This is a genomic window from Bacillus sp. 11C (genome assembly GCF_055486375.1).
Map to the genome: position 1 here is coordinate 17,611 of NZ_JBUPVZ010000012.1, position 26,459 is coordinate 44,069.

The following is a 26,459-nucleotide window of genomic DNA, read 5'->3' on the forward strand; positions in this document are numbered from 1 at the left end:
TCTTGGAATATCATGTAATAAACATGAGCTGAGGGGAAAATAACATGATAAAAAAAGCAATCATTCCTGCCGGCGGATTCGGAACGAGGAATCTGCCGGTGACGAAGGTAATTCCGAAAGAAATGTTTCCGGTAGGATCTAAGCCCGTCATTCATTATATTGTGGAAGAGCTTAAGGAGTCAGGCATTGAAGATATTTTGATGGTTGTATCGAGCCATAAAAATCTGATTGTCGATTATTTTGATTCTTCTTTAGCGCTTGAAGCTTTTCTCGCCTCCCGGCACAAATTGCATTTACTCAGCGAACATCCGGTTCCGGATATACGCATTCATTATGTGCGTCAGCCTTATGCAAAAGGTCTTGGCGACGCGATTTCTTTTGGAAAGCAATTTGCAGGCGAAGAGCCGTTTGCCGTCGTTTTGCCGGATGATCTGATCTTCTCCGCTAATCAGCCGGCCCTGGGGCAGCTGATTGAGGCGTATACGAAATATCAGTGCAGTGTGATCGGTTTAAAAGAAACAAAAACGGAGGATTTGCACCATTACGGTGTGATAAAAGGGGAGTCTGTTGAAAAAGGGCTTTATCGCATTCAGGATATTGTGGAAAAGCCTAAACAAAACCCGCCATCTCATTTTGCCGCAGCAGGGCGTTATATTTTCACACCTGATATTTTTGATAAGCTGGAGACATTGGAAGCTGATACAGGAGGAGAAGTGCAGATAACGGATGCGATTAAATCTTCACTCGGGATATCGAGCGTTTACGGAAAAATGCTGGAGGGCAAACGGTATGACATCGGACTGCAAAAGGATTATCTGAAGCTGATCACCGATATGCTGAAAACGTAAAAGAACCCCCATAACCGGGGGTTCAATCAGCGTGGAGATCTCCGAATGTTGTCATGATTCCCTCTTCGTCGAGTTCTTCCTCATAACGCTCATGGGCCCTGCTTTGATAAACGGTAATTTCTTTGCCTGTGATATCTGTAGCGATGAAATTTTCGTACGACTCTGTATTGCCGATATTTTCTTCGGCATTCATCGTCATATCATCATAGCTAAGCGGCGGGTTTTCCATATCCTGCGGTGTTGATGAATTTCCGTATTTTTCGACGTCTTGGTAAGAATCTTCACTGTCATATGGCGCTCTGATTTCTTCATCATCGTCAAATTCAAATTGCCCGAAAGGTGTTTCTTCTTCGATCGGACGGTCTTTAGAAATGATATCCTGTGACGAATACTCTGCGAGCGTCGTGGCGGTCGGAAGCGCTTCAAGACGTTCGTATGGAATTTCCTTTCCGCTGACTTCACAAATACCGTATGTGCCGTTTTCTATCGCCTTCAATGAATGCTCAATGTCCCGAAGATGCTCTCGTTCATGCAAGTCGAGAGCGATGTCTTTTTCACGCTCATAAAGTTCGGTTGCATGATCTCCGGGGTGGTTGTCATAAGCCGAAAGTTCCCCCATTGAATCATATGGAAAGGCTGAATTGAGCTGAAAATGGTCATTGTCTTTGAAACGGTTTAAGATATCCTCTTTTGTTTGTTCCAGTTCATGTTTCAAATGCTGAAGCTGGTCTTTTGTAAGCATTGTAATCGCCTCGTTTCTCTGTGATGCATACCTTTAGTATGAACAGATCGCCTGAGAACTTTCATAAATGACGGGTGGAGGAATCTAGGAGATTTCCCTTATATGGTAAGCGGATACAACCTTTGCTTTCAGCGGAGAAAGAAATTTAAGGTTTGTTTCTTTTTCATTTCTGTAATTAGGTTTATAATAGGTAAGGCAGGCCATTTGGACTGCATGATCTGTGTGTTTGACACAAAGGAGACACAGGTGTATGGTATTAAAAGCATTTTAAGGATTATGGAGGAATGCCTCATGGTGACAACGGTGCAGCGTACGTTCCGAAAAGGAGTTCTACATGCATTACATAAAGCCAAAGAAGTCAACCATGCTGTCTTAATAAGCTATTCGAGACAAATCGAGTCTCTTGACCCTCTATCATTTTTCAATTACGGAGCAAAAAAATATACAGGCAATCGATTTTTTTGGTCAGATCCTGAAAGTGAATTGACAATAGTCGGTCTTGGCAAAGAAGCGATTTTCCAGACAAATCAAAAAAACAGCGAGCGGTATCGCGAGGTTTTTGAACAATGGGAGCGCTTTAAAAAGACGGCTTTTCATATTTGTGAAGAAGAAAAGCTGCAGCATTCTGCAGTGGGACCTGTGTTATTCGGAGGATTTTCTTTTGACCCTTGCGAAGAAAGAGGTACACAATGGGACCATTTCTCGGAAGGGGATTTCTTTGTGCCTGCGCTTATGCTGACGATGACTGCTGATGGCCCTTTCTTAACAGTCAACAGATGGGTAAGCGGAGAGGAAGACGCAGAAGGTGTTTTGGAAGGCTTAATTGCTTTTGCAGCGGAATTTATGGTTTCAGATTTAGATCAAAGACATCAGGCTGTGATGGCGGCATCAGAAGAGCTGGATAAGGATGATTGGCTCAAAGCGATTGAAACGGCAACAAGCCAAATGAAAGAGAAACAATACGATAAAGTGGTTCTTGCCCGAGAGCTGCTGCTCACGTTTGACGGCCCGGTCCAAATTGAACCGGTGCTTAAAACGCTTCTGAACGATCAGCAGACAAGCTATGTTTTTGCAATCGAACAGGAAGGAAAAACCTTTGTCGGCGCGTCTCCGGAAAGGCTGATCAAAAAAGACGGCAGCACTGTCATGTCTTCTTGTCTGGCCGGCTCCATTAGACGCGGCAAGGATGAAGAAGAAGACCGCCTCATAGGCCTTGAATTATTAAACGATAAGAAAAACCTGCTGGAGCATGATATTGTGGTCGGCATGATCCATGACGCTTTTGTATCAAGCTGTTCGGAGGTTGAAAAGCCTAGCGGACCTGTATTGTACAAAACAAAAAGTGTCCAGCACTTATTTACGCCGATTGTCGGTCAGCTTCGAGAGTCTGATTCGCTTTTTGACTTAATTGAGAAACTGCATCCCACACCGGCGCTTGGGGGGGCACCTCAGAAAAAAGCTGTTGAAGTGATCAGAGAGATCGAGCCGATGTCCCGCGGCTGGTATGCAGCTCCTATCGGCTGGATTGACAGCCAGAATAACGGGGAATTCGCAGTAGCCATCCGTTCAGGACTGATCGAGGGCAGCACAGCTAGGCTGTTTGCTGGGTGCGGCATTGTGGAAGACTCGGACCCGCAGTCTGAATATGAAGAAACGCAGATTAAATTGAAGCCGATGATCTCTGCATTAGGAGGTGTGAGGCGTTGACAGCCAACCCGATTACTCATTATATCGGAAGTTTTATTGATGAATTCGCCCTTTCCGGGATTACGGACGCCGTCGTTTGTCCGGGCTCAAGGTCTACACCGCTGGCTATTCTTGCAGCCGCGCATCCTGATATCAACGTCCATGTTCAAATTGATGAAAGATCTGCCGGTTTTTTTGCTCTAGGGCTGGCAAAAGCGAAGCAGCATCCCGTTCTTTTGATCTGCACATCAGGAACAGCCGCGGCTAACTTTTATCCGGCTGTGATTGAAGCCCATTATTCGAGAGTGCCCATTATTGTGTTAACTGCTGATCGGCCTCACGAGCTGCGCGAAGTAGGCGCACCGCAGGCTATTAATCAGCACTTCTTATTCGGTAACTTTGTTAAGTTTTTCACAGACTCAGCTCTTCCAGAAGCGTCTCCGAATATGCTGAGATATATCCGAACGCTGGCCGGCCGCGCCGCCGGGGAAGCACAAAAGCGTCCAATGGGACCTGTGCATGTGAATGTGCCGCTGCGCGAACCGCTGATGCCGGATCTTTCGGATGAGCCGTTTGGAAGAATGAGAACAGGCCGTCACGTGTCTGTGAAAACGGGTACGCAGTCTGTTGACCGCGAATCTCTGTCTGATGTGGCTGCAATGCTGGCAGAGGCTGAAAAAGGAATGATCGTCTGCGGAGAACTCCACAGTGATACGGATAAGGAAAGCATTATTGCGCTGTCTAAGGCGCTTCAGTATCCGATTTTAGCCGACCCGCTGTCTAATCTGCGGAACGGTATTCATGATAAAAGCACTGTCATTGATGCGTATGATTCATTTTTAAAAGATGATGAGCTGAAGTCGAAACTGCGTCCTGATGTTGTCGTCCGTTTTGGGCCGATGCCTGTTACAAAACCGGTTTTCTTATGGCTTAAGGATGACCCGGCGATCGAGCAGATTGTGATTGACGAGGATGGAGGGTGGAGAGATCCGACACAGGCAAGCGCACATATGATTCACTGCAATGCATCCGTTTTTGCCGAAGCGCTCATGACCGAACATGCTGACATGACCAGATCACCAGAATGGCTGGAAAAGTGGCAGTTTGTCAATGAGAGGTTCCGTACGCATCTGCAAACAATCAGCAGTGAAGAGGTTTCGTTTGAAGGCAATCTCTATCGAATCCTGCAGCATCTTGTGCCTGAAAACAGCTCGCTGTTTGTCGGCAACAGCATGCCGATCAGAGATGTTGATACGTTTTTTGAAAAGCAGGAACGCCCTTTCCGGATTTATTCAAACCGGGGCGCAAATGGGATAGACGGTGTTGTCTCCTCTGCCATGGGGGTATGTGAAGGAACAAAAGCGCCTGTTACCCTCGTGATTGGCGATTTATCTTTTTATCACGATTTAAACGGACTGCTGGCGGCCAAAAAGCTGGGCATTCCTCTTACTGTGATTCTCGTGAATAATGACGGTGGAGGGATTTTCTCATTTTTGCCGCAGGCTTCTGAGAAGACACACTTTGAAGATTTGTTCGGCACGCCGACAGGGCTTGATTTCAAGCATGCGGCTGCACTATACGGCGGAACGTACTCATGTCCGGCCTCATGGGATGAATTCAAAGCAGCTTACGCCCCGCAGGCAGACAAACCCGGACTCCATTTGATAGAAATCAAAACGGATCGCCAGTCAAGAGTCCAGCTTCATCGCGATATGCTGAATGAGGCTGTGCGGGAAGTGAAAAAACAATGGAAAGTGTAAACATAACGGTTTCAGATGGTGTCCGATATGCTGTGACAGACGACCGGCCGAACGCTTCAGAAGCCGTCGTCTGTCTGCACGGGTTTACCGGCAGCAAACAATCATGGACTTTTCTTGATGGGATGCTGCCTGATTCCCGTTTGATCAAAATGGATTGTTTAGGGCATGGTGAAACAGATGCCCCGCTGAATGGGAAAAGATACAGCACAAGCCGGCAAGTTTCTGATCTTGCCGAGATGTTTGATCAATTAAAACTTCACAAAGTGAAATTGATTGGGTATTCTATGGGAGGAAGGCTTGCTTATTCTTTTGCGGCGGCTTATCCCGAACGGGTATCGGCACTTGTGCTTGAAAGCACAACGCCGGGGCTTAAAACGCTTGAGGAACGGCGGGATCGGATCATACGGGACCGGAAGCTTGCTGATTTTATTTTGCGTAACGGGATCAAAGCTTTTGTGCAGTATTGGGAGGGTATCCCTTTGTTTTCATCCCAGCAGCGGCTGGCTGAAGATATTCGGCACAGGATACGGTCGGGCCGTCTGCGAAACAATAAGGTTGGGCTTGCAAACAGTTTAACCGGTATGGGCACCGGTTCACAGCCTTCCTTGTGGAGCCGTGTAGAAGAAATAGCTGTGCCTGTGCTTCTGATCTGCGGGGAGTGGGACGAAAAGTTTTGCGCCATCAATCAAGAGGTGCACAAGAAGCTTCCATCTAGTAAAATAGAGATTGTTCCTGAAGCCGGACATACGGTACATGTGGAACAGCCGCGTATTTTTGGTAAAATAGTGAGTGAGTTTTTGACAAGCTTATAACTCGTTCACATGGAAAAATAGAGGAGGTCATATCATGGCTGTAGAATGGAAAACTGAACGGACATACGATGAAATATTGTATGAAACGTATAATGGTATTGCAAAAATAACAATCAACCGCCCTGAGGTACATAACGCGTTTACTCCTAAAACGGTTGCTGAAATGATTGATGCGTTTGCTCGCGCGAGAGACGATCAAAAGGTCGGCGTTATCGTGCTTGCCGGTGCAGGAGACAAAGCCTTCTGTTCTGGCGGAGACCAGAAAGTGCGCGGTCACGGCGGTTATGTAGGAGACGACCAAATTCCGCGCTTAAACGTGCTGGATCTTCAGCGTTTAATCCGCGTCATTCCGAAACCGGTTGTCGCGATGGTGTCCGGATATGCGATCGGAGGAGGCCATGTGCTTCACATCGTATGTGACTTGACAATCGCTGCCGACAACGCGATTTTCGGACAAACAGGCCCTAAAGTGGGAAGCTTTGACGCTGGTTACGGTTCTGGCTATCTGGCTCGAATCGTAGGACATAAAAAAGCCCGTGAAATCTGGTATCTGTGCCGTCAGTATAACGCACAGGAAGCGCTGGACATGGGTCTTGTCAACACAGTCGTTCCTTTGGAACAGCTTGAAGAAGAAACGATTAAATGGTGTGAAGAAATGCTTGAAAAAAGCCCGACCGCACTGCGCTTTCTTAAAGCTGCGTTTAACGCGGATACAGACGGACTTGCTGGAATTCAGCAGTTTGCAGGGGATGCTACCCTTCTTTACTACACAACTGATGAAGCAAAAGAAGGCCGTGATTCCTTTAAGGAAAAACGCAAACCTGATTTCGGACAGTTCCCTCGTTTCCCGTGATCAGCAATACTTAGTCAACAAACAGCTTGAGACTTTGCGGTCCAAGCTGTTTTCTTTTCAATACAGACATTTTACCTCGGAGATGATGACATGCTGACAGAACAGCCCAATTGGCTCATGCAGCGGGCCCAGCTGACACCTGAGAGAATCGCTCTCATCTATGGAGACCAAACCGTGACATTTGCAGAATTGTTTGCGGCGTCTAAGCGAATGGCGGCGCAGCTTGCTGCTTATTCAGTTCGGAAAGGAGACACCGCGGCTATTTTGCTCCAAAACCGTGCAGAAATGGTATACGCCGTTCACGCTTGTTTTTTGCTTGGTGTGAAGGCGGTGCTTCTGAATACGAAGCTGTCAACACATGAAAGGCTGTTTCAGCTAGGGGATTCCGACGCCCGCTTTTTACTGACAGATTCAAGCTTTGACAAGCAAAATTATGAGCACATCGTTCAAATCATTGATGTGGACGAGCTTGCCAAAGAATCCGCAGAGGAAATTGAAATCCAGGCCTATATGAAATTGGAAGAAACGGCAACGCTGATGTATACATCAGGTACGACAGGCAAGCCCAAGGGGGTTCAGCAGACATTCGGAAACCATTATTTCAGTGCGGTGTCATCCGCGCTTAATTTGGGTATAACAGAACAAGACCGCTGGCTTATCGCATTGCCGCTCTTTCACATCAGCGGATTGTCCGCGTTATTTAAATCTGTGATCTACGGAATGGCTGTCGTGCTTCACCAGCGTTTTTCAGTAAGCGATGTGCTGGATTCTATCAACAGGCATCAAGTGACAATGATATCTGCAGTGCAGACGATGCTGGCCAGTCTTTTGGCCGAAACAAGTAGCTGTCCTGAATCCATCAGATGTATTCTGCTAGGCGGAGGTCCTGCCCCGCGGCCATTGCTTGAGGAATGCCGTGAGAAAGGATTCCCTGTCTTTCAGTCATATGGAATGACAGAAACATGCTCGCAAATTGTGGCCCTGTCACCGGAATTCAGTATGGAAAAGCTCGGCTCTGCGGGTAAACCGCTGTTTTCATGTGAGATCAAAATAGAACGGGACGGACAGGCATGTGAACCGTTTGAACACGGTGAAATCTTGGTCAAAGGCCCAAATGTCATGAAAAGCTATTTTAACCGGGAGAGCGCAAATGAAGCATCCTTTCAAAATGGCTGGCTGAAAACAGGTGATCTTGGGTATTTGGACAGTGAAGGCTTTTTATATGTATTAGACAGGCGTTCAGATCTGATCATATCAGGCGGAGAAAATATTTATCCGGCTGAAGTGGAATCAGTGCTGCTTTCACACCCCGCTGTGGCCGAAGCCGGTGTTTCAGGGGCTGAGGACAAAAAATGGGGGAAAGTGCCCCACGCCTATCTTGTCCTGCACAAGCCTGTAAGCGCAGAAGAATTGACCGCCTACTGCAAAGAACGTTTGGCGAAGTATAAAATTCCGGCGAAATTTTTTGAACTTGACGGCCTGCCGCGCAATGCGTCTAATAAGCTCTTGCGAAACCAGCTGAAGGATGCGCGTAAAGGAGAACTGTTATGATCGAAATAGAGAAAATTACGCTTTACCATTTGAGTATGAATTTAAAGAAACCATTTAAAAGCAGCATTGAAACGCTTCAAGAGCGTAAATTTCTGATCGTGGAAGCCATTGATACATCCGGTGTCACAGGGTGGGGAGAAGTATCTGCGTTCTCTTCGCCTTGGTACACCGAGGAAACCATTGGAACATGTTTGCACATGCTTAAGGATTTTTTTATTCCCAATGTTGTCGGGCGTGAATTCAGTCACCCTTCCGACGTGCCGGACAGCCTGGCGCGCTATAAAGGCAACCGGATGGCAAAAGCGGGACTTGAATCGGCTGTCTGGGATATCTATGCGAAAAAGAAGGGCATGTCTCTCGCCGAGGCATTGGGCGGGACAAGAGATAAAGTCCCTGCCGGGGTGGTTGTCGGCTTGGCGCCACTTGACGATATGCTGAAGGAAATCGAGAGTTATCAAAAAGAGGGTTATCGACGAATAAAAATTAAAATTCAGCCTGGACAGGATGTTGAATTAATCAAGGCCATCCGCAGCCGGTTCCCAAACATTCCGCTCATGGCCGACGCTAATTCTTCCTATGAGCTGAAGGACATCAGCCGGTTAAAGGAGCTTGATGAATATCATTTAATGATGATTGAGCAGCCTCTGCAAGCTGATGATATCGTTGACCACCGCCACTTGCAGAAACATTTGAAAACCGCCATTTGCCTTGATGAAAGTATTTGTTCATTTGATGATGCGAGACGGGCGATTGAGCTCGGAAGCTGCAAAATCATTAATATTAAGCCTTCCCGTGTCGGCGGCTTAACAGAAGCCTTAAAAATTCATGATTTATGCAGAGAGCATCATATGCAGGTTTGGTGCGGCGGAATGCTGGAAACAGGCATATCAAGAGCGCAGAACGTGGCGCTGGCTTCACTGCCGCAATTCACAATACCTGGGGATATATCCTCATCCTCACGCTATTGGGATGAGGATATTGTGACCCCGGATATCCGTATTGATAATGGATTTATTTCTGTGTCCAAACAGCCTGGTTTAGGGGTTGAAGTGAATCAGGACATTATGCGAAAATATGTGACCAAAATGGATGTTTTCACGCAGCATGGATAAGAAAAAAGCATTTTGACATTTTGAGAGAATGTCAATGTGCTGTTATAGTAAAAGCGTTCGTTGAATACATCCCTTCTCGTTTGGACCGGCTGTTGACCCAGCCGGTTTTTTTTGTATGTAAATTACGCTTGACAAAAGTGGACAAACGCGATAGTTTTGCATTAAGGAAACTTTTTGTCCTGCTTAAACAAAATATGCTTTTGTCTAATTTTATGTCACATGTCTAAGAAATGAAAACATAAGATAATACAATCTGACATTGATGGCAAAGAGGAGGGAAAATATGAAAAAGGGACTGATGGCAGCAGTGCTTTTGTCCTGCATTGCCTTAACGGGATGCGGGACGGATTCAGCCGGAAAAAGCGCTGACAAGCGCCTGCAGGTAACGGCAACAACATCCCAAATTGCCGATGCAGCCGAAAACATCGGAGGAAAACATGTGAAAGTGACCGCTTTAATGGGACCGGGAGTCGATCCGCACCTTTATAAAGCGTCACAAGGCGACACGAAAAAATTGATGTCAGCCGATGTCGTTCTGTACAGCGGATTGCACTTGGAAGGGAAAATGGAGGACATTCTTCAAAAGATTGGCGAACAAAAACAAGCAGCGGCTGTCACTGAGGCCATACCGAAAAACAAGCTTATTTCTGCCGGAGAAGGCAAAATGTTTGATCCGCACGTTTGGTTCAGCATTCCGTTATGGATCTATGCGGTGGATGAAATTGAAGCGCAATTCAGCAAAGCGATGCCTGAGTATGCGGAAGATTTTAAGAAAAAGGCCAAAGAGTACAAAGAGGATTTGCAATATTTAGATAAGTGGTCGCGTCAAGAGATTGCGAGCATTCCGGAGAAAAGCCGTGTGCTGGTCACCGCTCACGATGCCTTTGCGTACTTTGGGAAAGAGTATGGATTTCAAGTGAAAGGCCTGCAGGGGCTAAGCACAGATTCTGATTACGGATTGAAGGATGTTCAGGAGCTGGTCGATCTCCTGACACAAAAACAAATAAAAGCTGTTTTTGTCGAAAGTAGCGTATCTGAAAAATCAATAAATGCTGTGGCGGAAGGTGCTAAAGAAAAAGGCCATACAGTCACAATCGGCGGTCAGCTCTATTCGGATGCCATGGGTGAAAAGGGCACAAAAGAAGGCACATACGAAGGGATGTTCCGCCATAATATCAACACAATTACCAAAGCGCTTAAATAAAGAAAAGAGGTGATGGAAATGTTCCCTGTTGAGCTCGATAATGTAACGGTCGCTTATCATAAAAAGCCTGTTCTGCAGGACATTTCACTGCAGGTGCCTGAAGGAAAGCTAATTGGCATTATCGGTCCAAACGGCGCGGGAAAATCAACCTTGATCAAAACCATTCTCGGTCTTGTGCCCCGGGCTTCAGGAGATATCTCTATTTACGGTAAAGACTATAAGAAGCAGCGGACAAGAATCGGATACGTTCCGCAGCGAGGTTCGGTTGACTGGGATTTTCCCACAAACGCGCTCGATGTCGTGCTGATGGGACGATACGGACGAATTGGTTTATTGAAAAGGCCCAAAAAAGCGGATGTGGAAATGGCGAAAGCTGCTTTAGAAAAAGTGGGGATGCTTGATTATGCGAAAAGGCAGATCAGCCAGCTGTCAGGAGGCCAGCAGCAACGGGTGTTTCTTGCCCGGGCGCTATGCCAGGACGCCGACATTTATTTTATGGATGAACCGTTTGCCGGCGTTGATGCAGCGACGGAGCGGGCAATTATGACGCTTTTGGCGGAACTCAAAGAGAAAGGAAAAACAGTGCTTGTCGTCCACCATGATCTGCAGACTGCCGAGGATTATTTCGATTGGATCTTACTGCTTCATCTAAGAAAAATCGCTTTCGGATCAGCTAAGACTGTTTTTACGATCGAAAACTTGCAAAAAACGTATGGAGGAAGACTGACGTTTCTAAAAGATAAAGTGCTGGCAGAAGGACTTAAGGGGTGAGCGCATTGTTTGAAAGTTTGTGGCTGCAACTCCAGCATCCGAATACACAGTGGGTGCTGGCGGGTACGCTTTTGCTCGGAGCGGCAAGCGGGGTTTTGGGCAGTTTTGTGCTGCTGAGAAAGCAAAGTTTAATCGGTGATGCGATGGCCCATTCAGCTCTGCCGGGAGTGTGTCTCGCTTTTCTGTTCACCGGGCAAAAATCACTGCCTTTCTTTTTGCTGGGGGCAGCAATTGCCGGGCTGCTTGGAACGTGGTGTATTCAGCTGATTCCGCGGCTTTCAAAAACAAAAGAGGACTCGGCGATCGGGATTGTTCTTTCTGTGTTTTTTGGCGTCGGAATCATACTGCTGACATATATTCAGCAACAAGGGACGGGAAGCCAAAGCGGGCTTGATTCTTTTTTGTTCGGCCAGGCGGCTTCATTGGTTAGGCAGGATATCATGCTGATTGCAGGAATATCTGCTGTTTTATTGCTCCTCTGTGTTGTTTTCTTTAAGGAGTTTACATTGATCACTTTTGATCTCGCATTTGCAAAGGGATTGGGAATGCCGGTGCGTTTTTTAAACGGGCTTTTGTCTTGCCTGATCGTCTGTGCTGTTGTTATCGGGCTTCAGACAGTTGGGGTGATTTTAATGGCAGCTATGCTGATTACGCCTGCCATAGCTGCAAGATATTGGACCGAGCGATTAACCCGAATGATGGTCATTGCCGGTTTCATCGGCGGTGTAAGCGGCGTAGCCGGAACCTTGCTTAGCACGACGATGAAGGGTATGGCGACAGGGCCATTAATGATCTTATCAGCAACGATAATCTTTCTATTTTCAATGATTTGCGCGCCAAAGCGGGGATTGGCAGCAAAAGCAATAAGGCTGATCAGGCTGCGGCGCAAAACAAGCCGGGACCAGGTGCTGCTGACGATTTACGAGCAGTATGAAAAGAACGATCTTTATGTAACGGCTGAAGGTGTAAGAAAGAAAAAGCGGCTATCCCCTTCATTATGCCATAAGGTATTGAATGAATTAGAAAAAGAGCGATGCATCGTGCGTGTTGAAAATGGGATTTGGCAAATGACACGAGCTGGAATAGAAAAAGGCTATCACATCGCGTTGAAGCATCGAATGTATGAAGTGTACCTCATGCATGAAATGGAACTAGCGAATATAGAATTCGATCAGGATTATTTTGTCCCGGATCGTTTGCCTGAGGAAACGAGAGAGCGGCTTTTTTCACTCTTAAAGCTGTATGGACGGATGCCTGAACTTCAAAAAAAAGCATCTCCTGATTCAGAGAAGGGACAAATCGCAAATGAGTTTTGAAGCGTGGATTATAGCTACTGGTGTATTAGTCGGTGTAAGCTGCGCGCTGATCGGCACCTTTCTTGTGTTGAGAAGAATGGCAATGCTGGCCGACGCGATCAGCCATACAGTGTTGCTTGGCATCGTCAGTGCTTTTCTTGTGACAGGAAGTCTTGACGGGGTACCTATGTTTATCGGCGCGGCCGTATCTGGACTGTTAACGGCATTTTTGGTTCAGCTTCTTCACAGCAAGGGGGTTCAATCAGATGCCGCTATAGGCGTTGTTTTTACATCTTTATTTGCGGTGGGCGTCATTTTGCTATCTGTGTATGGAGCGAATGTCCATCTTGATATTGAGCACTCGTTGATGGGAGAGATCGCTTTTGTGCCGTGGAGTACGATCACGGTATTCGGAGCTGACATCGGGCCGAAAGCGTTTTGGATGCTGGCATCTGTTTTGGTTTTAAATGTGGTGTTGATCAGTGTGTGCTATAAGGAGTTCAAAATCGCTTCGTTTGATCCGCAAATGGCTTTAGCGCTGGGAATACCCGTGTTGCTGATTCATTATGTGCAAATGGGCATGCTCTCACTCACGACCGTTGCTTCTTTTGATTCGGTGGGTGCTGTATTGGTTGTGGCTATGCTGATTGTCCCGCCTGCTGCGGCTCATTTGCTGACAGACCGGCTGCTGTATATGCTGATTCTCAGCGCTGTGATTGGAGGGCTGTCAGCTGTCATGGGCTATTTCTTCGCAACGTGGCTTAATGTTTCAATTTCCGGAGCGATGGCGGCCATGACAGGTGTATGGTATGCAGGCGCCTTATTGTTCTCACCTGCAAACGGGGTCGTGACACAAAAGATAAGGACACAAAACATACGAAAAGAAAGAGCTGGCTGATGCAGCTCTTTCTTTTGATTACAAATCATGCGGCTTAAACGTTTTACAGTCCGTTTCCCGGCTGTTGTCAGCCGTTTCACCAGTATGGCTGACAACATAAATGGCATCAGCGGTGCACTTGTTTCCTTTGCCCCAATAAGAACAGTTGTTGACTTCGCATAGAATTTTCTGCTCCATGCCATCCCCTCCTTATAAAGGTTCTGGCTTAGTATAGCCGGCAGACTTGTCCTCTATTCCTCCTGTCGGATATAACGCTTATCCCTCATAAACATTTTCCAGAAGAAAAAGAAACCGGGAAAAAGGATGATAAATGCAACGATATACGTCGCAAACAGCGCTCTGAACGTTGCCGGCTCTGTAAAACCCGACATGATTGTCACATCAGGGTAAATCATGTACGGAAGATGCGCCCGCCCGTACGCGTAGCTGGCGAGAAAATACTGTACCGCAATCGCGACAAGTGCTAGCCGCGGTTTGCCGATGTTTTGGCCAAAGCTCTTGTTAGGCAGAAAAAGAGCGATTCCCGCAATGACAAATGTAATAAACGATGCAATTATCCAGGAGAGATCATTCATCATGCCGCTATACAGCCAGTTGGCTTCATTTCGCATTGTCAGCATAATGCATAAAGCAAACAGGAGTGAAATCGGGCCGGTAATCAAGGCGCTTTTTCTGTAAGCGCTGTACGCATCATGTTCCTCCGCTACATTTGAAAAATCAGCAAGCAGAAGCGAGGACAAAAATAAAGTGCTTAAAATCGCAAACCCCATGAATGAATAGGCGTTCGGGCTTGAAAAGATTTTAGACATATTCAAATTATAGATTCCGTCCGTTTTTTCGATAAACCCTCCGTGTGTCACAGGGAGAACCAAAATTAAAATAGCCGGGATGAGAAAACCGGAGATTCCGGAAATATATCTTAGCGTTTTTCGTTCTTTCGCTGTGTTTGAAAAAACGAGAAAGCCGCTTCGGATCGCTAAAAACAGTAAAATCATGCTGCCGGGAATTAATAAAACAGTTCCGAGCACAAATGTCGCGCCGGGAAAAAAGCTGAAAAGCGCCACGACGATGGCCACAATAAAGACGTTTGTGACCTCCCAAGTCGGGGACAGAAATCGGTTGGCGATATCGGTGGCCTTCATGTGCTCCTTGTTTAAATAGATCATAGACCAAAATCCCGCTCCAAAATCCATTGTCGCCATGACGGCGTAGATAAACACAAAGCCCCAGATAATTGAGATGGCGATCAGAGCGTCAGTTGTAATGTCCATTTGTCGATCTTCCTTCCGTTTGGTTTCCTGTTTGCGGAGCCATTACGAATCCGCTGTATTTAAATCTTCGTCAACCGGGTGTTTGCGGAAATAGTACAGCAGCACGTAAACGACAGCCGCGCCTAACACGGCGTAAACGAATGTGAAAAATAAGAAGAGGATCCCGATCGAGCCGGTCGTCGTCACCACATCCGATGTTTTCTGGAGATGATAGATGACCCATGGCTGCCTCCCCGTACAGGCGAAAATCCAGCCGAATTCAATGCCGATGATGCTAAAAGGGCCTGCCGTCATAAAAATGACCAAAAGCCACGTTGGGAAACGGTCTTTCTTCAGCACCTTTTTCCATACCACACCGATAATGGAATAGAGAATAAGCAGCATACCCACTCCGACCATCGCATTAAACAGCGTGTGAACGAACAGCGGCGGCCATTCGTCTTTTGGAAACGCGTTTAATCCTTTCACAACAGTGTCAAAACGGTCGGCTGCCAAAAAGCTTAACGCCCATGGAATTTCGATGGCCCATTTTACTTTTTCTTCATTCGGGTCGGTAAAACCGCCGATCGCAAGCGGGGCGTGAGACGTTGTTTCAAACAAACCTTCGGCCGCGGCTAATTTTTCGGGCTGGTATTCGTGCAGCATCTGAGCTGATTCGTGGCCGTTCAATGCCGTCAACAATGAAAAAATACCGCCGATTGTCAATGAAAGCAAAAGCGCTTTCCGGTGAAAGCGATAGATGTTTTCCTTTTTTTGCGACCGGATCATCTTGTATGCGGCAACAGAAGCGACGATAAAGGCCCCCGTCATAAACGCGGACACCACGACATGGCCGGCGGTGACAAAAAAGCTCGGGTTGAAAAACGCGGCCCACGGATCAACATCAGTAATTTTTCCATTTTCCATTTTAAAACCCGCTGGTGTGCCTTCAAAGGCGTGAACATTCGTGATTAGAACAGCTGACGCTGCCGCTCCGACTAATACAAAGAAAACGGCAACAATCCTCATAGCTGGTGATAAGCGGTCTGCGGCGTATACATAAATCGACATGAATAGGGCTTCCACAAAAAAAGCATAGATTTCAATTTGAAACGGCAGGGACATGACCCGGCCGATGACTTCCATAAATCCCGGCCATAAAAGCGCGAGCTGGGTGCCCGCAATCGTCCCGGTCGGTATGGCGACCCCCAGCAAAACGGCTTGTGCTTTCGTCCATCTTTTCGCCATGATCGCATAATGGTCATCTTTCGTTTTTTGATAGATCAATTCAGCCACTAAAATCATGAGCGGCAGACCGACTCCAAGCGTTGCGAAAATGATATGAAAGCCCATTGTCGTGCCAAAGAGGCTTCTGGCCAAAACTAAATCATCCACAATCGTAAACCACCTTTCTCAAAAGACGTTCTATATGTATTTTGGGTTTATTATTTGCTTCCTCGTTTAGATTATTCTTCCTGTTCTTAAATGCCCATGAGGTTTACGATATGGAAACGCGGGGAAGGATGTAAGAAGATTGACAAAACGTTTTTGATAATATAGAATAAAACGTAATTATTACGATTTGAAAGAAGGAGATATATATGAAAGAAGGAATTCATCCAAAGAACCACAAAGTCATTTTTCAGGATGTCAACAGCGGTTACCGTTTTCTCAGCACCTCTACTAAAACATCCAATGAAACGGCAGAGTGGGAAGACGGCAACACATATCCGGTCATTAAAGTAGAGGTCAGTTCTGATACGCATCCGTTTTATACAGGCCGCCAGAAATTTAATGAAAAAGGCGGAAGAGTGGAGCAGTTCAAAAAACGCTATAACATGGGGAAATGAGGCAGACCTGAGGGTTTGTCTTTTTTTCTGTCCTCGTTTGTTTTCGATAAGATGACGAAAAGACAAATGCTGTGATATATTGAAGAGTAAAAAGACCAGAAAGGATACAACTAGTTATGAGCCTGCTAAATGATATTCTCGACTTTAACAAAACATTTACAGATCAAAGGGAATACGAAAAGTATCAGACTTCAAAATTTCCAGATAAAAAAGTGGCGATTCTTTCTTGTATGGACACTCGTTTGGTAGAATTGCTGCCGCATGCGATGAATATGAGAAACGGTGATGTGAAAATCATTAAAAGTGCCGGTGCGCTTGTGACACACCCATTCGGAAGCATCATGAGAAGTTTGCTTGTCGCAGTGTACGAGCTGAACGCCGATGAGGTATGTGTGATCGGGCATCACGATTGCGGCATGAGCAAAATCAGCAGCAAAAGCATGCTTGATAAAATCAAAGAAAGAGGAATTACGGAAGAACGCATCGAAACATTAAAGTACTCCGGTGTGGACTTTGATCAATGGTTTAAAAGCTTTGATTCAGTGGAAGCGAGTGTGAAAGACAGCGTAGACGTTATTAAACATCATCCGCTGTTCCCGGAAAACGTTCCTGTCCATGGATTAGTCATTGATCCTAAAACCGGAAAACTGGATCTTGTCGTAAACGGCTATAACGATTAATGTTTTCGTTTCTTTTCAGGAACAGGATCGACTCCTCCCGGATGGAACGGGTGGCATTTCAAAATCCGTTTGATGGTCAGCCATCCGCCTTTTAAAGCGCCATGCGTTTTAATCGCTTCGATTCCATATTGGGAACAAGTCGGATAAAAGCGGCATGTTGGCGGCGTTAGCGGCGAGATGAATTTTTGATATCCTCTGATCAGAGCGATAAATAGGGTTTTCATATGTCTTCAGCAACCTTTCTGATGCAAGTATAAGAAAAAAAACACAGATTGAAAAGTTATTCGATAATTCTCATCGGAAAGGTATGTTATAATGAAATTACATTTTAAAAAAAGAGGAGAGTGCCATTATGCCTTCAGTAGAAAGTTTTGAGCTTGATCATAATGCGGTTGTTGCTCCATACGTAAGACATTGCGGCGTGCATAAAGTAGGAACAGACGGCGTTGTAAATAAATTTGATATTCGTTTTTGCCAGCCAAATAAACAGGCGATGAAACCTGACACCATTCACACACTTGAGCATTTGCTCGCGTTTACGATTCGTTCTCACGCTGAGAAATATGATCATTTTGATATTATTGATATTTCTCCAATGGGCTGCCAAACAGGCTATTATCTTGTTGTGAGCGGAGAGCCGACACCTGCGGAAATCGCTGATCTGCTTGAAGACACAATGAAGGAAGCGGTAGAGATTACCGAAATTCCGGCTGCGAACGAAAAGCAGTGCGGACAGGCGAAGCTTCATGATCTGGAAGGCGCTAAACGTTTAATGCGTTTCTGGCTGTCACAGGATAAAGAAGAATTGCTAAAAGTATTTGGCTAAATATAAAAAGACCTTTTTGCGCTTAAGCAAAAAGGTCTTTTTTGTGACGTCTCATATTTTGTGTACCATTTGCTGTAAGCGTTTGCTACTATTTAGGTAAACAATGAAAGGGTGATGGCATGAAAAAGATGTGGGTTGTTCTGCTTTTTTCTGCTTTTTTGCTTAACGGGTGCGGATCTGGTGAAAACAAAGCAAATACTGCTGAGACGCCCGAGGTATTGGATGTCAAACTGACCGGCCCTGAAAAAGTAAATGCCGGAGAAAGCGCCGCTTATGAAGCAGCGGTATCATATGGCGACGAAGCGGTGACGGATGCCGATGAAGTGGAGTTTGAAGTGTGGAAAGAAGGAGAAAAAGACGCCAGCCACATGTTTAAAGCAAAGCAAGAAAAAGGCTTATACCGATTGGAAACAACGTTTAAGGAAGATGGTGTATACACTGTCCAATCCCATGTCACAGCAAAAAAACAGCATAGCATGCCGACCATAAAAGTCCAAGTCGGAGACGCAGATGCTGCCAGCAACCAGTCAGAAGACGAGCATTCACACGATCATTGACTGTTTGAATCAGAGTTAGTTTCTTGCGGAGGATCGATGGTGTGCTTTACATTATAGGCTTTCACAGTCGTCCAAATGGTTACAAGCAATACAGCCAGCACAATCAATATGCTTACCGTAATGAGAAGCGTCATGATATTCCACCTCCCGTTTTTTAACAATTGTAGCATAGTAAAAGAAATCTTGACAGATAAGGGTGAAAAAGAGGTTTTAGCGTACGATATAGAGGGTATACATATTCATATAAACAAGGAGGAAGATAATCATGTCAGAACAATTGATTCAAGCAGTGAACAAACAAGTAGCCAACTGGACAGTCATGTATGTGAAACTACATAATTATCACTGGTATGTGAAAGGGAAAGATTTCTTCACTCTTCATGAAAAGTTTGAAGAGCTGTATAACGAAACGGCAACTTATATTGATGACTTGGCAGAACGTCTTTTGGCGCTGAACGGAAAACCGATTGCGACAATGAAGGAATCCTTGGAAACGGCTTCTGTAAAAGAAGCGGAAGGAAATGAATCAGCTGAACAAATGGTTCAGAGTGTATATGATGATTTCACAGTCATCGCGGAAGAGCTGAAAAGCGGCATGGATTTAGCTGATGAAGTTGGTGACGAAACAACAGGGGATATGCTTCTTGCGATCCATCAAAATATTGAAAAACACAACTGGATGCTGAAAGCTTACCTAGGATAAATTCAAAAAAAGAAAGGCCGGATGTCTTATAAAAGACGTCCGGCTTTTGATGTTGTATCTGAAAAAATAGGCGACAACCAGTCCATTTTTCTGAAAAATCCAATCCGTTCGGCTTGTTTTCCATAGAATATCGTAAGGCCGTTTCTGTGAAAGGATGTTGGATAATGGATAGAGACTTTGGCATCTTTTCGTTTTTAGCAGTCAGCGTTTCAGCAGCGGGTTTTTTCTTCGGAGGTTTTCAGTATTCATTCCTGATTTTGCTCTCTCTTATGGCAATTGAATTTATCAGTACGACCTTGAAGGAAACGATTATTCACAAATTGGCGTTTAAAAAGGTATTTGCCCGGCTTGTTAAAAAATTAGTCACGCTGGCTCTGATCTCTGTATGCCACTTTTTTGATCAGCTGCTGAATACACAGGGGTCAATACGTGACTTGGCTATTATGTTTTATATTCTTTATGAATCTGTGCAAATTGTAGTGACAGCCAGCTCTCTCGGTATACCGGTTCCTCAGATGCTTGTCGATCTTTTAGAAACGTTAAAAAATAAATTCAAACGCAAACCGTAACTTTTAGCTATTCGCAGGTCATAATAAAGCCCAGAGCGTCAGTCGCACATTTTGGCAAAAGACACGGCAAAACTGTACGAGCTGGTCTGTATGCTTTTAGACCCTGATGGCGTGCTGGGTTTCCCTTATTTTTTGTTAAAGGGCTTCCGAAGAAACATAACTGTGGTATGATGTATGGAAGATAGCTAGGAACGGATTTGAGGGATAAACATGTACGAGTTTAAAGATTATTATCAGAATACTGTTCAGCTTTCCTTTGACGATCAGCCTTTCTCGGACAGCCCGAAGCATGTCTGGGTGATTTGCCGTTTTGGCGGCAAATGGCTTTTAACAGAACATGAGGACAGAGGCTATGAGTTTCCAGGCGGGAAAGTAGAGCCGATGGAGTGCGCAGAAGAAGCGGCGCTCCGGGAAGTAAAGGAAGAGACGGGTGCGAGAGTGAAAAGCCTCAAGTACCTCGGACAGTATAAAGTTCTTGGTAAAGAAAAAGTGATTGTGAAAAATATATATTTTGCAGATGTAGAAAAGCTTGAAAAGCAAGCTGATTACTTTGAAACGAAAGGTCCGGTTTTGTTCCATCAGCTGCCGGAAAACCTTTCCCGCAATAAAAAATTCAGCTTTATTATGAAGGATTCCGTTCTTCCAATCAGTTTGAAAAAATTGAAAGAAGCTGGCTGGATTGAATAAAAAACCCGGCAGTATCAGGTTTTCTGATTTTGTCATTTTTCAGCGTGATTGAAAACCTTGAAGTCTAGGAAGGACGAGCATCGGAGCAGACTTCCGCAGGATGAGGTGACAGCGGCGTTTGAGCAGGACGCTCTAGCGTTTAGCCGATGATCTTTTTTACGTGAGCACCGAAGCGCAGGCCTGGCAACGAATGCGAGGGTTTGCCGACACGCTGAAAACCCGGCACATGTGCCGGGTTTTTTTATGTCCTGCCCTTCGTCCATTTCTTTTCCAGCAGCTCTACGCCCTGATACATCAGAGTGGCGAATATGGCGATGATCAGCAGGCTTAAGAAGACGAGCGTAAAATTGAAGACTTGAAAACCGTAAATAATCATGTATCCTAATCCGATCTTGGAAACTAGGAATTCGCCTACAATGACGCCAACCCATGATAAACCGACGTTTACTTTCAGAGTTGAGATAATGGCGGGGGAGGATGCGGGCAGAATCACTTCTTTAAAAATGCCCCATTTCGTTGCGCCGAATGTTTTCATGACTTTTATATAGTTTTCGTCAATCTCCTGGAAGGCGGTGTACACGACGATGGTTGTGATGATGACGCTGATGATGGCCCCCATCGCAATAATGCTGATCAAACTGGGGCCGAGCGCGACAATCAAAATCGGGCCCAGCGCCACTTTCGGCATTGCATTCAAAATAACGAGATACGGATCTAAAATCCTCGCAAGCCGGTTGGACCACCATAACAAAGCAGCGAGGCACGTACCCATAAACGTCCCAAGCAAAAAGCCAAGCACTGTTTCAAATAAAGTGACGCCGATATGTGACAGTAGAGACCCGTCACCGAGCTTCTCCAGCAATAAGTTCCATACAGCTGATGGAGAGCTGAAGATCAGCGGATCGATCCAGCCGAGCCTGCTGGAGATTTCCCACCCCGAGAAAAAGAGAATAAATATGGCAAGCTGAAAGGAATAGACATTCCGTTTTTCCTTTTTCTGTTTGAATTGATATTGCTCGTGAAGCAGATCAATGGTTTCTTTGCTGTTTCTCAAGAGAATTCAGCTCCTTCCATATCGTTTGAAACAGCGTTTGGAAGGATGGCTCCTGACGGGCGTCAAAAGGCATCATCGCGGCCAATTCTTTAGGGATCGTAAAAATCTGGTGAATGCTGCCCGGCTGATTTGAAAATAAAAAGATCGTATCGCTCATCGCTATCGCTTCCCCAATATCATGAGTGACTAGCACCGCTGTTTTTTGATATTCCTTTAATGTGCGGAATACCAGGTTTTCTAATGAAAGCTTTGTCTGAAAATCAAGCGCGGAAAATGGCTCATCCAGCAAAAGCAGACTTGGATTTGGCGCAAGAGTTCTTGCAAGCGCGGCCCGCTGGCGCATACCGCCCGACAGCTCTTTCGGGTATTTTTTCTCCACATCTATGAGACCGAACCCAGACAATAGACCGAGTGCAGCAGCCTTGCTTTCTTCCGTCAGCGTGTCAGCGATTTTTAAACCGAGAAGCACATTTTCCTCGATAGATTTCCAGGGAAATAAGTAATCCTGCTGAAGCATGTAGCCAATGTTATGTTCTTTTTGATTAGGCTCACTGCCTTCAATCAGAACTCTGCCTTCCGCTGGCTCAATCAGGCCGGCGATAATGGAAAGCAGCGTTGTTTTTCCGCAGCCGCTTGGGCCGAGAAAAGAGATGAAATCACCTTTTTCGGCCTCGAAATGAATATCCCGCACGGCCGTCGTTTTTTCTTTAATAGAAAAATAAGTATGGGTTACATGGTCGACATGTAAGAAAGACATAGATGGCGCCTCCTATTTTTCCGAGGTGACTTTTTCGGCAATTTGTTTATTTACAAGCTGATTGTATGGAATGCGCTTCGGCAGTTCTCCCGATTGATCCATAATGGTTTGGAGCAGCTCCCATTCTTTTTCGTTGAGCAGAGGGTCCGGCGAATACGAATGCTGTTTTTTATAGCGGTCAATGGATGTTTCGATGACTTCTGGATCAGTATCATCAAATTCACCTTTAATGGCTTTTGTGATTTCTTTCGCAGAGTGATTTTCCACCCATTGCTGTGCCTTATAAATGGCTTTTGTAAACTTGACTGCTGTGTCTTCATGTTTCTTCAGGTAGCTTTGTTTCGCCATAAAAGTCGTATAAGGAACCTGGCCTGATTCTTCTCCGAACGAAGCCGCGATATGGCCGATTCCTTTTTTCTCAAAAAGCGAAGCTTGAGGTTCAAAGAGCTGTACATAATCGCCGGTTCCAGAAGCAAATGCATTGGCGATATTGGCGAAGTCTATGTTCTGGATGAGATCAACATCCTTATGCGGGTTAATCTTATGTTTGTTCAGTACATACTCGCCGACCATTTGCGGCATGCCGCCTTTTCTCTGGCCGAGAAACGTTTTTCCTTTCAGCTGATTCCAGTCGAAGTGTTCAGCATCTTCTCTCGCGACAAGAAACGTTCCGTCTGTCTGAGTCAGCTGGGCGAAATTAATGACGGGGTCTTTGGCTCCTTGCGCTTCGACATAAATAGATGTTTCTGATCCGACAAGGGCGATGTCGGAGCCGTTTGAAAGAAGCGATGTCATCGTTTTGTCGCCGCCCCATGTCGTGCTTACATTGACATCAAGCCCTTCTTCCTTGAAAAATCCTTTAGACTCAGCGACATATAAAGGCGCGTAAAAAATCGAATGGGTCACTTCGGCTACTTTGACTTTGGTGAGTGTTTCTTCCTGCTTGCAAGCTGCCAGAGCGATCATCAGAAATATACTGCCGACACAGGCGCATCCCAGCCTTAACCGTTTGTTCACATAGACAACCTCCTTATTTAGCATCAAGTTTATATCCTTTTTTGCTTTACATATCGTATGATGGGTATAAAAATGTGTGAATGCCTAATCAGGTTCGCCGGATGTAAGTTTAGAGTAAGGAAAACATATAGAAAAGGAGGCGGCTGCTTTGATTGTTGAGAAAAGAAGATTTCCGTCGCCAAGTCAGCATGTGCGTCTGTATACGATCTGCTATCTTTCAAATGGCTTACGGATAAAGGGGCTTCTTGCTGAGCCGGCGGCACCGGGACAATATGACGGATTTTTATATTTGCGCGGCGGGATTAAAAGCGTGGGCATGGTTCGGCCGGGCCGGATTATCCAGTTTGCGTCCCAAGGATTTGTTGTGTTTGCTCCATTCTACAGAGGAAATCAAGGAGGCAAGGGCAACGAGGATTTTGCCGGAGAAGACAGGGAGGATGCTTTTTCTGCTTTTCGCCTGCTTCAGCAGCATCCGAATGTCAAAAAGGACAGAATTCATATTTTCGGCTTCTCCCGCGGCGGAATGATGGGAATGCTCACTGCAATTGAAATGGGCCGGCATGCGGCTTCGTTCGTTTCCTGGGGAGGCGTCAGCGATATGATCCTTACATATGAGGAGCGGCACGATTTGCGGCGAATGATGAAAAGAGTCATCGGGGGAACACCGAAAAAGGTGCCTGAGGCATATAAATGGAGAACACCGTTTGACCAAATAAACAAAATTCAGGCTCCCGTGCTGTTAATCCATGGAGAAAAAGACCAAAATGTTTCGATTCGGCATTCCTATTTATTTGAAGAGAAGCTAAAACAGCTGCATAAGCCGGTGGAGACGTGGTACTACAGTAAATTCACACATTATTTTCCGCCAAAAGAAAACCGGCGTATCGTGCGGCAGCTGACACAATGGATGAAAAACCGCTGACGGTGAAATATGGTATGATAAAGAAAAAAGAGAACGAAAGGGGATTTCACTTTGGGAATGCCTGTTGAATTTAATACACTAATTGTGACAAAAGGAAAAGAAGTTCGCATAGATGAAAATATATTCACGTTAGAAAAAGACGGATATCGTGTGTATCCGATGGAGATTCCGATGGACGTGCGTAAAACAAAGTTCGGCGAAAAGTCGGGCACAGCTGAAGTGCAGAAGCTTCAATGGGAAGACGGCCGGACCATCATTACGTACAAGCTGACGTCCCTGCATTCTGTCAATTAAAATAAGCCAAGAGCGTAAATGCTCTTGGCTTTTGCTTTTTAAACGAGAGGGCCGCCTGCCTGCGCAATGGCATCTGTATGTGCGAACTTTTTAAAATTCTCTTTGAATTCATTTGCGAGGTAGATCGCTTTTTCTCTGAATTCTTCCTTGTTGTTCCATGTGTTTTCCGGCTGAAGGATCTGATCAGGTACGCCGGGAACGTGAACCGGAATATGCAGGCCGAAAATATCGTCAGTCGTCATTTCTGCATCCTCTAATTTGCCTTCAATCGCTGCTTTGACCATCGCTCTCGTATAAGAAAGCTTCATACGTTCGCCTGTGCCGTAGCCGCCGCCGGTCCAGCCGGTATTGACCAAGAAAACGTCTGCGCCGTGTTCATCGATCTTGTTGCCTAGCATTTCAGCATAGACATGAGCAGGTAGCGGCAGGAATGGTGAGCCGAAGCATGTGGAGAACGTCGTTTCAGGAGACGTCACACCGCGTTCGGTTCCAGCAAGCTTGCTCGTATAACCGCTCAAGAAATGGTACATCGCCTGCTCCTTCGTCAGTTTGCTGATCGGCGGCAGGACTCCGAATGCATCAGCCGTCAAAAATACAATGGCTGAAGGATGGCCTGCCATGCTTGGTGTGACGATGTTGTCAATCATATGAATCGGGTAAGCCGCCCGCGTGTTTTCGGTATAGAAGGAATCATCATAATTGGCTTCGCGTGTCTCTTCATCAACAACAACATTTTCGAGAACAGACCCGAAGCGGATCGCGTTAAAGATTTGAGGCTCCTTTTCCTCGCTTAAATGAATGCATTTGGCGTAGCATCCGCCTTCAATATTAAAGACGCCGGTGTCAGACCAGCCGTGTTCATCGTCGCCGATCAGCCTGCGGTCAGCATCGGCTGATAGGGTGGTCTTGCCTGTTCCAGACAGTCCGAAGAAAAGGGCGACATCGCCTTTTTGACCGACATTGGCAGAGCAGTGCATGGATAGAATATCTCTTTCGGGGAGCAGGAAATTCATAATAGAGAAAATGGATTTTTTCATCTCTCCGGCATACTCTGTTCCGCCGATTAAAATCGTCCGCTTTTCGAAAGAGACAATAATAAACGTTTCGGAATGTGTGCCGTCTGTTTTTGGATCTGCTTTAAAATGCGGAGCGGAAAGAATGGTAAACGGCTGTTCAACTGTTTTCTTATCATGGCCTTCCGGGCGGATAAACAGCTGTCTGGCGAATAAATTGTGCCAAGCGAACTCATTCACGACGGTAATCGGCAGTCTGTATTTTTCATCTGTTCCGGCAAATCCTTCAAAAACAAACAGCTCATCCCGCTGTTTCAGATAGCTGACAACTTTTGTGTACAGCCGCTCAAACGCTTCTTCTGAAATCGGCTGATTCACCGTACCCCAATCGATCTTATTTTTCGTGCTTTCTTCCTGCACGATGAATTTGTCTTTAGGCGAACGTCCTGTGTAAGCGCCTGTTGTCGCCCGAACGGCACCCGTGGATGTTAAAATGCCTTCGTTTCGGGACAGTGCTTTTTCTGTAAGCTGTGCTGCTGATAAATTATGACACACATTTGGACTTGTTAATAAGGCTTGTAAATCAGCGGTTAAATCAACTGAGTTCATATGAAACCTTCCTTTATCGTTTTTTGTGTTTTGCTAATTGTGAATTAGTATAACATATATTTTCAAATAGTCTATACTATTTATCTTTTTTTGTGTGTGCGTTTCCATTGTTTTCCCTTGATATAGGTGCCTATTTCTT

30 protein-coding genes are annotated in these 26,459 nt (G+C 45.6%); 20 read left to right on the forward strand and 10 right to left on the reverse strand.

Annotation, left to right across the window (positions count from 1 at the left end):
• Positions 1-44: 44 nt before the first annotated feature.
• On the forward strand, positions 45-848 hold the full coding sequence (locus tag ACY3LV_RS15840) for a UTP--glucose-1-phosphate uridylyltransferase (RefSeq protein ID WP_464864136.1): 804 nt from the start codon (positions 45-47) through the stop codon (positions 846-848).
• A 22-nt stretch (positions 849-870) separates the two neighbouring features.
• Here the strand turns inward: ACY3LV_RS15840 and ACY3LV_RS15845 are convergent, their stop codons facing one another.
• A complete protein-coding gene (locus tag ACY3LV_RS15845) occupies positions 871-1,590 on the reverse strand; it encodes a yteA family sporulation protein (RefSeq protein ID WP_087992923.1) in 720 nt (239 codons plus the stop codon).
• Positions 1,591-1,881: 291 nt separating this feature from the next.
• Here ACY3LV_RS15845 and ACY3LV_RS15850 point away from each other — a divergent pair, with 291 nt between their 5' ends.
• The 10 genes from ACY3LV_RS15850 (at position 1,882) to ACY3LV_RS15895 (ending at position 13,532) form a co-directional block, all read left to right on the forward strand.
• On the forward strand, positions 1,882-3,297 hold the full coding sequence (locus ACY3LV_RS15850; protein WP_148962437.1) for an isochorismate synthase: 1,416 nt from the start codon (positions 1,882-1,884) through the stop codon (positions 3,295-3,297).
• Positions 3,294-5,036, forward strand: coding sequence for a 2-succinyl-5-enolpyruvyl-6-hydroxy-3-cyclohexene-1-carboxylic-acid synthase (gene menD, locus ACY3LV_RS15855; protein WP_464864137.1), 1,743 nt, complete (start codon positions 3,294-3,296; stop codon positions 5,034-5,036). Before ACY3LV_RS15850 ends, menD begins: the two co-directional genes overlap by 4 nt.
• Positions 5,024-5,848, forward strand: a complete 825-nt coding sequence (gene menH, locus ACY3LV_RS15860; RefSeq protein ID WP_464864138.1) for a 2-succinyl-6-hydroxy-2,4-cyclohexadiene-1-carboxylate synthase — start codon at positions 5,024-5,026, stop codon at positions 5,846-5,848. Before menD ends, menH begins: the two co-directional genes overlap by 13 nt.
• Before the next feature lie 34 nt (positions 5,849-5,882).
• Complete coding sequence (gene menB, locus ACY3LV_RS15865) at positions 5,883-6,701, forward strand: 1,4-dihydroxy-2-naphthoyl-CoA synthase (RefSeq protein ID WP_148962434.1); 819 nt, start codon at positions 5,883-5,885, stop codon at positions 6,699-6,701.
• 90 nt (positions 6,702-6,791) lie between these two features.
• Complete coding sequence (locus tag ACY3LV_RS15870) at positions 6,792-8,252, forward strand: o-succinylbenzoate--CoA ligase (protein ID WP_333562064.1); 1,461 nt, start codon at positions 6,792-6,794, stop codon at positions 8,250-8,252.
• Entirely contained in the window at positions 8,249-9,364 is a 1,116-nt protein-coding gene (menC, locus tag ACY3LV_RS15875) for an o-succinylbenzoate synthase (protein WP_148962432.1), read from the forward strand. Before ACY3LV_RS15870 ends, menC begins: the two co-directional genes overlap by 4 nt.
• Positions 9,365-9,647: 283 nt before the next feature.
• Entirely contained in the window at positions 9,648-10,568 is a 921-nt protein-coding gene (locus tag ACY3LV_RS15880; RefSeq protein ID WP_333562063.1) for a metal ABC transporter solute-binding protein, Zn/Mn family, read from the forward strand.
• Positions 10,569-10,586: 18 nt separating this feature from the next.
• The gene (gene mntB / locus ACY3LV_RS15885) at positions 10,587-11,339 is read left to right on the forward strand and encodes a manganese ABC transporter ATP-binding protein MntB (protein ID WP_464864139.1); all 753 of its coding nucleotides are present in this window, start codon (positions 10,587-10,589) and stop codon (positions 11,337-11,339) included.
• Between the two features lie 5 nt (positions 11,340-11,344).
• Positions 11,345-12,655, forward strand: coding sequence for a metal ABC transporter permease (locus ACY3LV_RS15890; protein ID WP_148962429.1), 1,311 nt, complete (start codon positions 11,345-11,347; stop codon positions 12,653-12,655).
• A complete protein-coding gene (locus ACY3LV_RS15895; protein WP_148962428.1) occupies positions 12,645-13,532 on the forward strand; it encodes a metal ABC transporter permease in 888 nt (295 codons plus the stop codon). The genes ACY3LV_RS15890 and ACY3LV_RS15895 overlap by 11 nt, the downstream gene beginning before the upstream one ends.
• A gap of 18 nt (positions 13,533-13,550) precedes the next feature.
• On the opposite strand, the gene ACY3LV_RS15900 is transcribed toward ACY3LV_RS15895, so the two are convergent.
• The 3 genes from ACY3LV_RS15900 to ACY3LV_RS15910 are packed head-to-tail and all read right to left on the reverse strand — an operon-like array spanning position 13,551 to position 16,177.
• Entirely contained in the window at positions 13,551-13,709 is a 159-nt protein-coding gene (locus tag ACY3LV_RS15900; RefSeq protein ID WP_148962427.1) for a DUF1540 domain-containing protein, read from the reverse strand.
• A gap of 53 nt (positions 13,710-13,762) precedes the next feature.
• Positions 13,763-14,803: a cytochrome d ubiquinol oxidase subunit II gene (locus ACY3LV_RS15905; RefSeq protein WP_464864141.1), complete on the reverse strand. Its 1,041-nt coding sequence runs from the start codon at positions 14,801-14,803 to the stop codon at positions 13,763-13,765.
• 42 nt (positions 14,804-14,845) lie between these two features.
• Complete coding sequence (locus ACY3LV_RS15910) at positions 14,846-16,177, reverse strand: cytochrome ubiquinol oxidase subunit I (protein WP_148962425.1); 1,332 nt, start codon at positions 16,175-16,177, stop codon at positions 14,846-14,848.
• A gap of 206 nt (positions 16,178-16,383) precedes the next feature.
• Between ACY3LV_RS15910 and ACY3LV_RS15915 the strand changes: the two genes are divergently transcribed.
• Both ACY3LV_RS15915 and ACY3LV_RS15920 read left to right on the forward strand, forming a co-directional pair.
• Positions 16,384-16,632 (forward strand): type B 50S ribosomal protein L31, encoded by a 249-nt coding sequence (locus tag ACY3LV_RS15915; RefSeq protein WP_003219346.1) that lies wholly within the window; start codon positions 16,384-16,386, stop codon positions 16,630-16,632.
• Between the two features lie 116 nt (positions 16,633-16,748).
• On the forward strand, positions 16,749-17,312 hold the full coding sequence (locus ACY3LV_RS15920) for a beta-class carbonic anhydrase (protein ID WP_087992910.1): 564 nt from the start codon (positions 16,749-16,751) through the stop codon (positions 17,310-17,312).
• Here ACY3LV_RS15920 and yidD read toward each other — a convergent pair.
• Positions 17,309-17,536: a membrane protein insertion efficiency factor YidD gene (yidD, locus tag ACY3LV_RS15925; RefSeq protein WP_087992909.1), complete on the reverse strand. Its 228-nt coding sequence runs from the start codon at positions 17,534-17,536 to the stop codon at positions 17,309-17,311. The two genes, ACY3LV_RS15920 and yidD, sit on opposite strands and share 4 nt — an antisense overlap.
• A gap of 128 nt (positions 17,537-17,664) precedes the next feature.
• Between yidD and ACY3LV_RS15930 the strand changes: the two genes are divergently transcribed.
• Positions 17,665-18,138 (forward strand): S-ribosylhomocysteine lyase, encoded by a 474-nt coding sequence (locus ACY3LV_RS15930; RefSeq protein ID WP_148962423.1) that lies wholly within the window; start codon positions 17,665-17,667, stop codon positions 18,136-18,138.
• Between the two features lie 119 nt (positions 18,139-18,257).
• Entirely contained in the window at positions 18,258-18,695 is a 438-nt protein-coding gene (locus ACY3LV_RS15935; protein ID WP_333562059.1) for a FixH family protein, read from the forward strand.
• Here ACY3LV_RS15935 and ytzI read toward each other — a convergent pair.
• The gene (gene ytzI / locus ACY3LV_RS15940) at positions 18,689-18,829 is read right to left on the reverse strand and encodes a YtzI protein (protein ID WP_187441502.1); all 141 of its coding nucleotides are present in this window, start codon (positions 18,827-18,829) and stop codon (positions 18,689-18,691) included. The genes ACY3LV_RS15935 and ytzI overlap by 7 nt on opposite strands.
• A 131-nt stretch (positions 18,830-18,960) precedes the next feature.
• On the opposite strand from ytzI, the gene ACY3LV_RS15945 reads away from it, so the two are divergent.
• The 3 genes from ACY3LV_RS15945 (at position 18,961) to ytkD (ending at position 20,654) form a co-directional block, all read left to right on the forward strand.
• Positions 18,961-19,398: a Dps family protein gene (locus ACY3LV_RS15945; RefSeq protein WP_087992905.1), complete on the forward strand. Its 438-nt coding sequence runs from the start codon at positions 18,961-18,963 to the stop codon at positions 19,396-19,398.
• A gap of 164 nt (positions 19,399-19,562) precedes the next feature.
• Entirely contained in the window at positions 19,563-19,967 is a 405-nt protein-coding gene (locus tag ACY3LV_RS15950) for a phage holin family protein (protein ID WP_014114879.1), read from the forward strand.
• 210 nt (positions 19,968-20,177) lie between these two features.
• On the forward strand, positions 20,178-20,654 hold the full coding sequence (ytkD, locus tag ACY3LV_RS15955) for an RNA deprotection pyrophosphohydrolase (protein WP_087992904.1): 477 nt from the start codon (positions 20,178-20,180) through the stop codon (positions 20,652-20,654).
• Between the two features lie 241 nt (positions 20,655-20,895).
• Here ytkD and ACY3LV_RS15960 read toward each other — a convergent pair whose 3' ends face one another.
• Genes ACY3LV_RS15960 through ACY3LV_RS15970 form a run of 3 tightly spaced genes read right to left on the reverse strand, consistent with a single transcriptional unit; the run spans position 20,896 to position 23,482 of the window.
• Positions 20,896-21,708, reverse strand: a complete 813-nt coding sequence (locus ACY3LV_RS15960; protein WP_148962419.1) for an ABC transporter permease — start codon at positions 21,706-21,708, stop codon at positions 20,896-20,898.
• Entirely contained in the window at positions 21,683-22,465 is a 783-nt protein-coding gene (locus tag ACY3LV_RS15965; protein WP_087992902.1) for an ABC transporter ATP-binding protein, read from the reverse strand. The genes ACY3LV_RS15960 and ACY3LV_RS15965 overlap by 26 nt, the downstream gene beginning before the upstream one ends.
• A gap of 12 nt (positions 22,466-22,477) precedes the next feature.
• Positions 22,478-23,482: an ABC transporter substrate-binding protein gene (locus tag ACY3LV_RS15970; protein ID WP_464864143.1), complete on the reverse strand. Its 1,005-nt coding sequence runs from the start codon at positions 23,480-23,482 to the stop codon at positions 22,478-22,480.
• Between the two features lie 148 nt (positions 23,483-23,630).
• Between ACY3LV_RS15970 and ACY3LV_RS15975 the strand changes: the two genes are divergently transcribed.
• Both ACY3LV_RS15975 and ACY3LV_RS15980 read left to right on the forward strand, forming a co-directional pair.
• Positions 23,631-24,404 carry an alpha/beta hydrolase family protein gene (locus tag ACY3LV_RS15975; RefSeq protein WP_464864145.1) on the forward strand — a complete coding sequence of 258 codons (774 nt, stop codon included), beginning with the start codon at positions 23,631-23,633 and terminating at the stop codon, positions 24,402-24,404.
• A 51-nt stretch (positions 24,405-24,455) separates the two neighbouring features.
• Positions 24,456-24,698 carry a DUF2584 domain-containing protein gene (locus tag ACY3LV_RS15980; RefSeq protein WP_003223304.1) on the forward strand — a complete coding sequence of 81 codons (243 nt, stop codon included), beginning with the start codon at positions 24,456-24,458 and terminating at the stop codon, positions 24,696-24,698.
• Positions 24,699-24,736: 38 nt separating this feature from the next.
• Here the strand turns inward: ACY3LV_RS15980 and pckA are convergent, their stop codons facing one another.
• Entirely contained in the window at positions 24,737-26,320 is a 1,584-nt protein-coding gene (pckA, locus tag ACY3LV_RS15985) for a phosphoenolpyruvate carboxykinase (ATP) (protein WP_464864147.1), read from the reverse strand.
• Between the last annotated feature and the right edge of the window lie 139 nt (positions 26,321-26,459).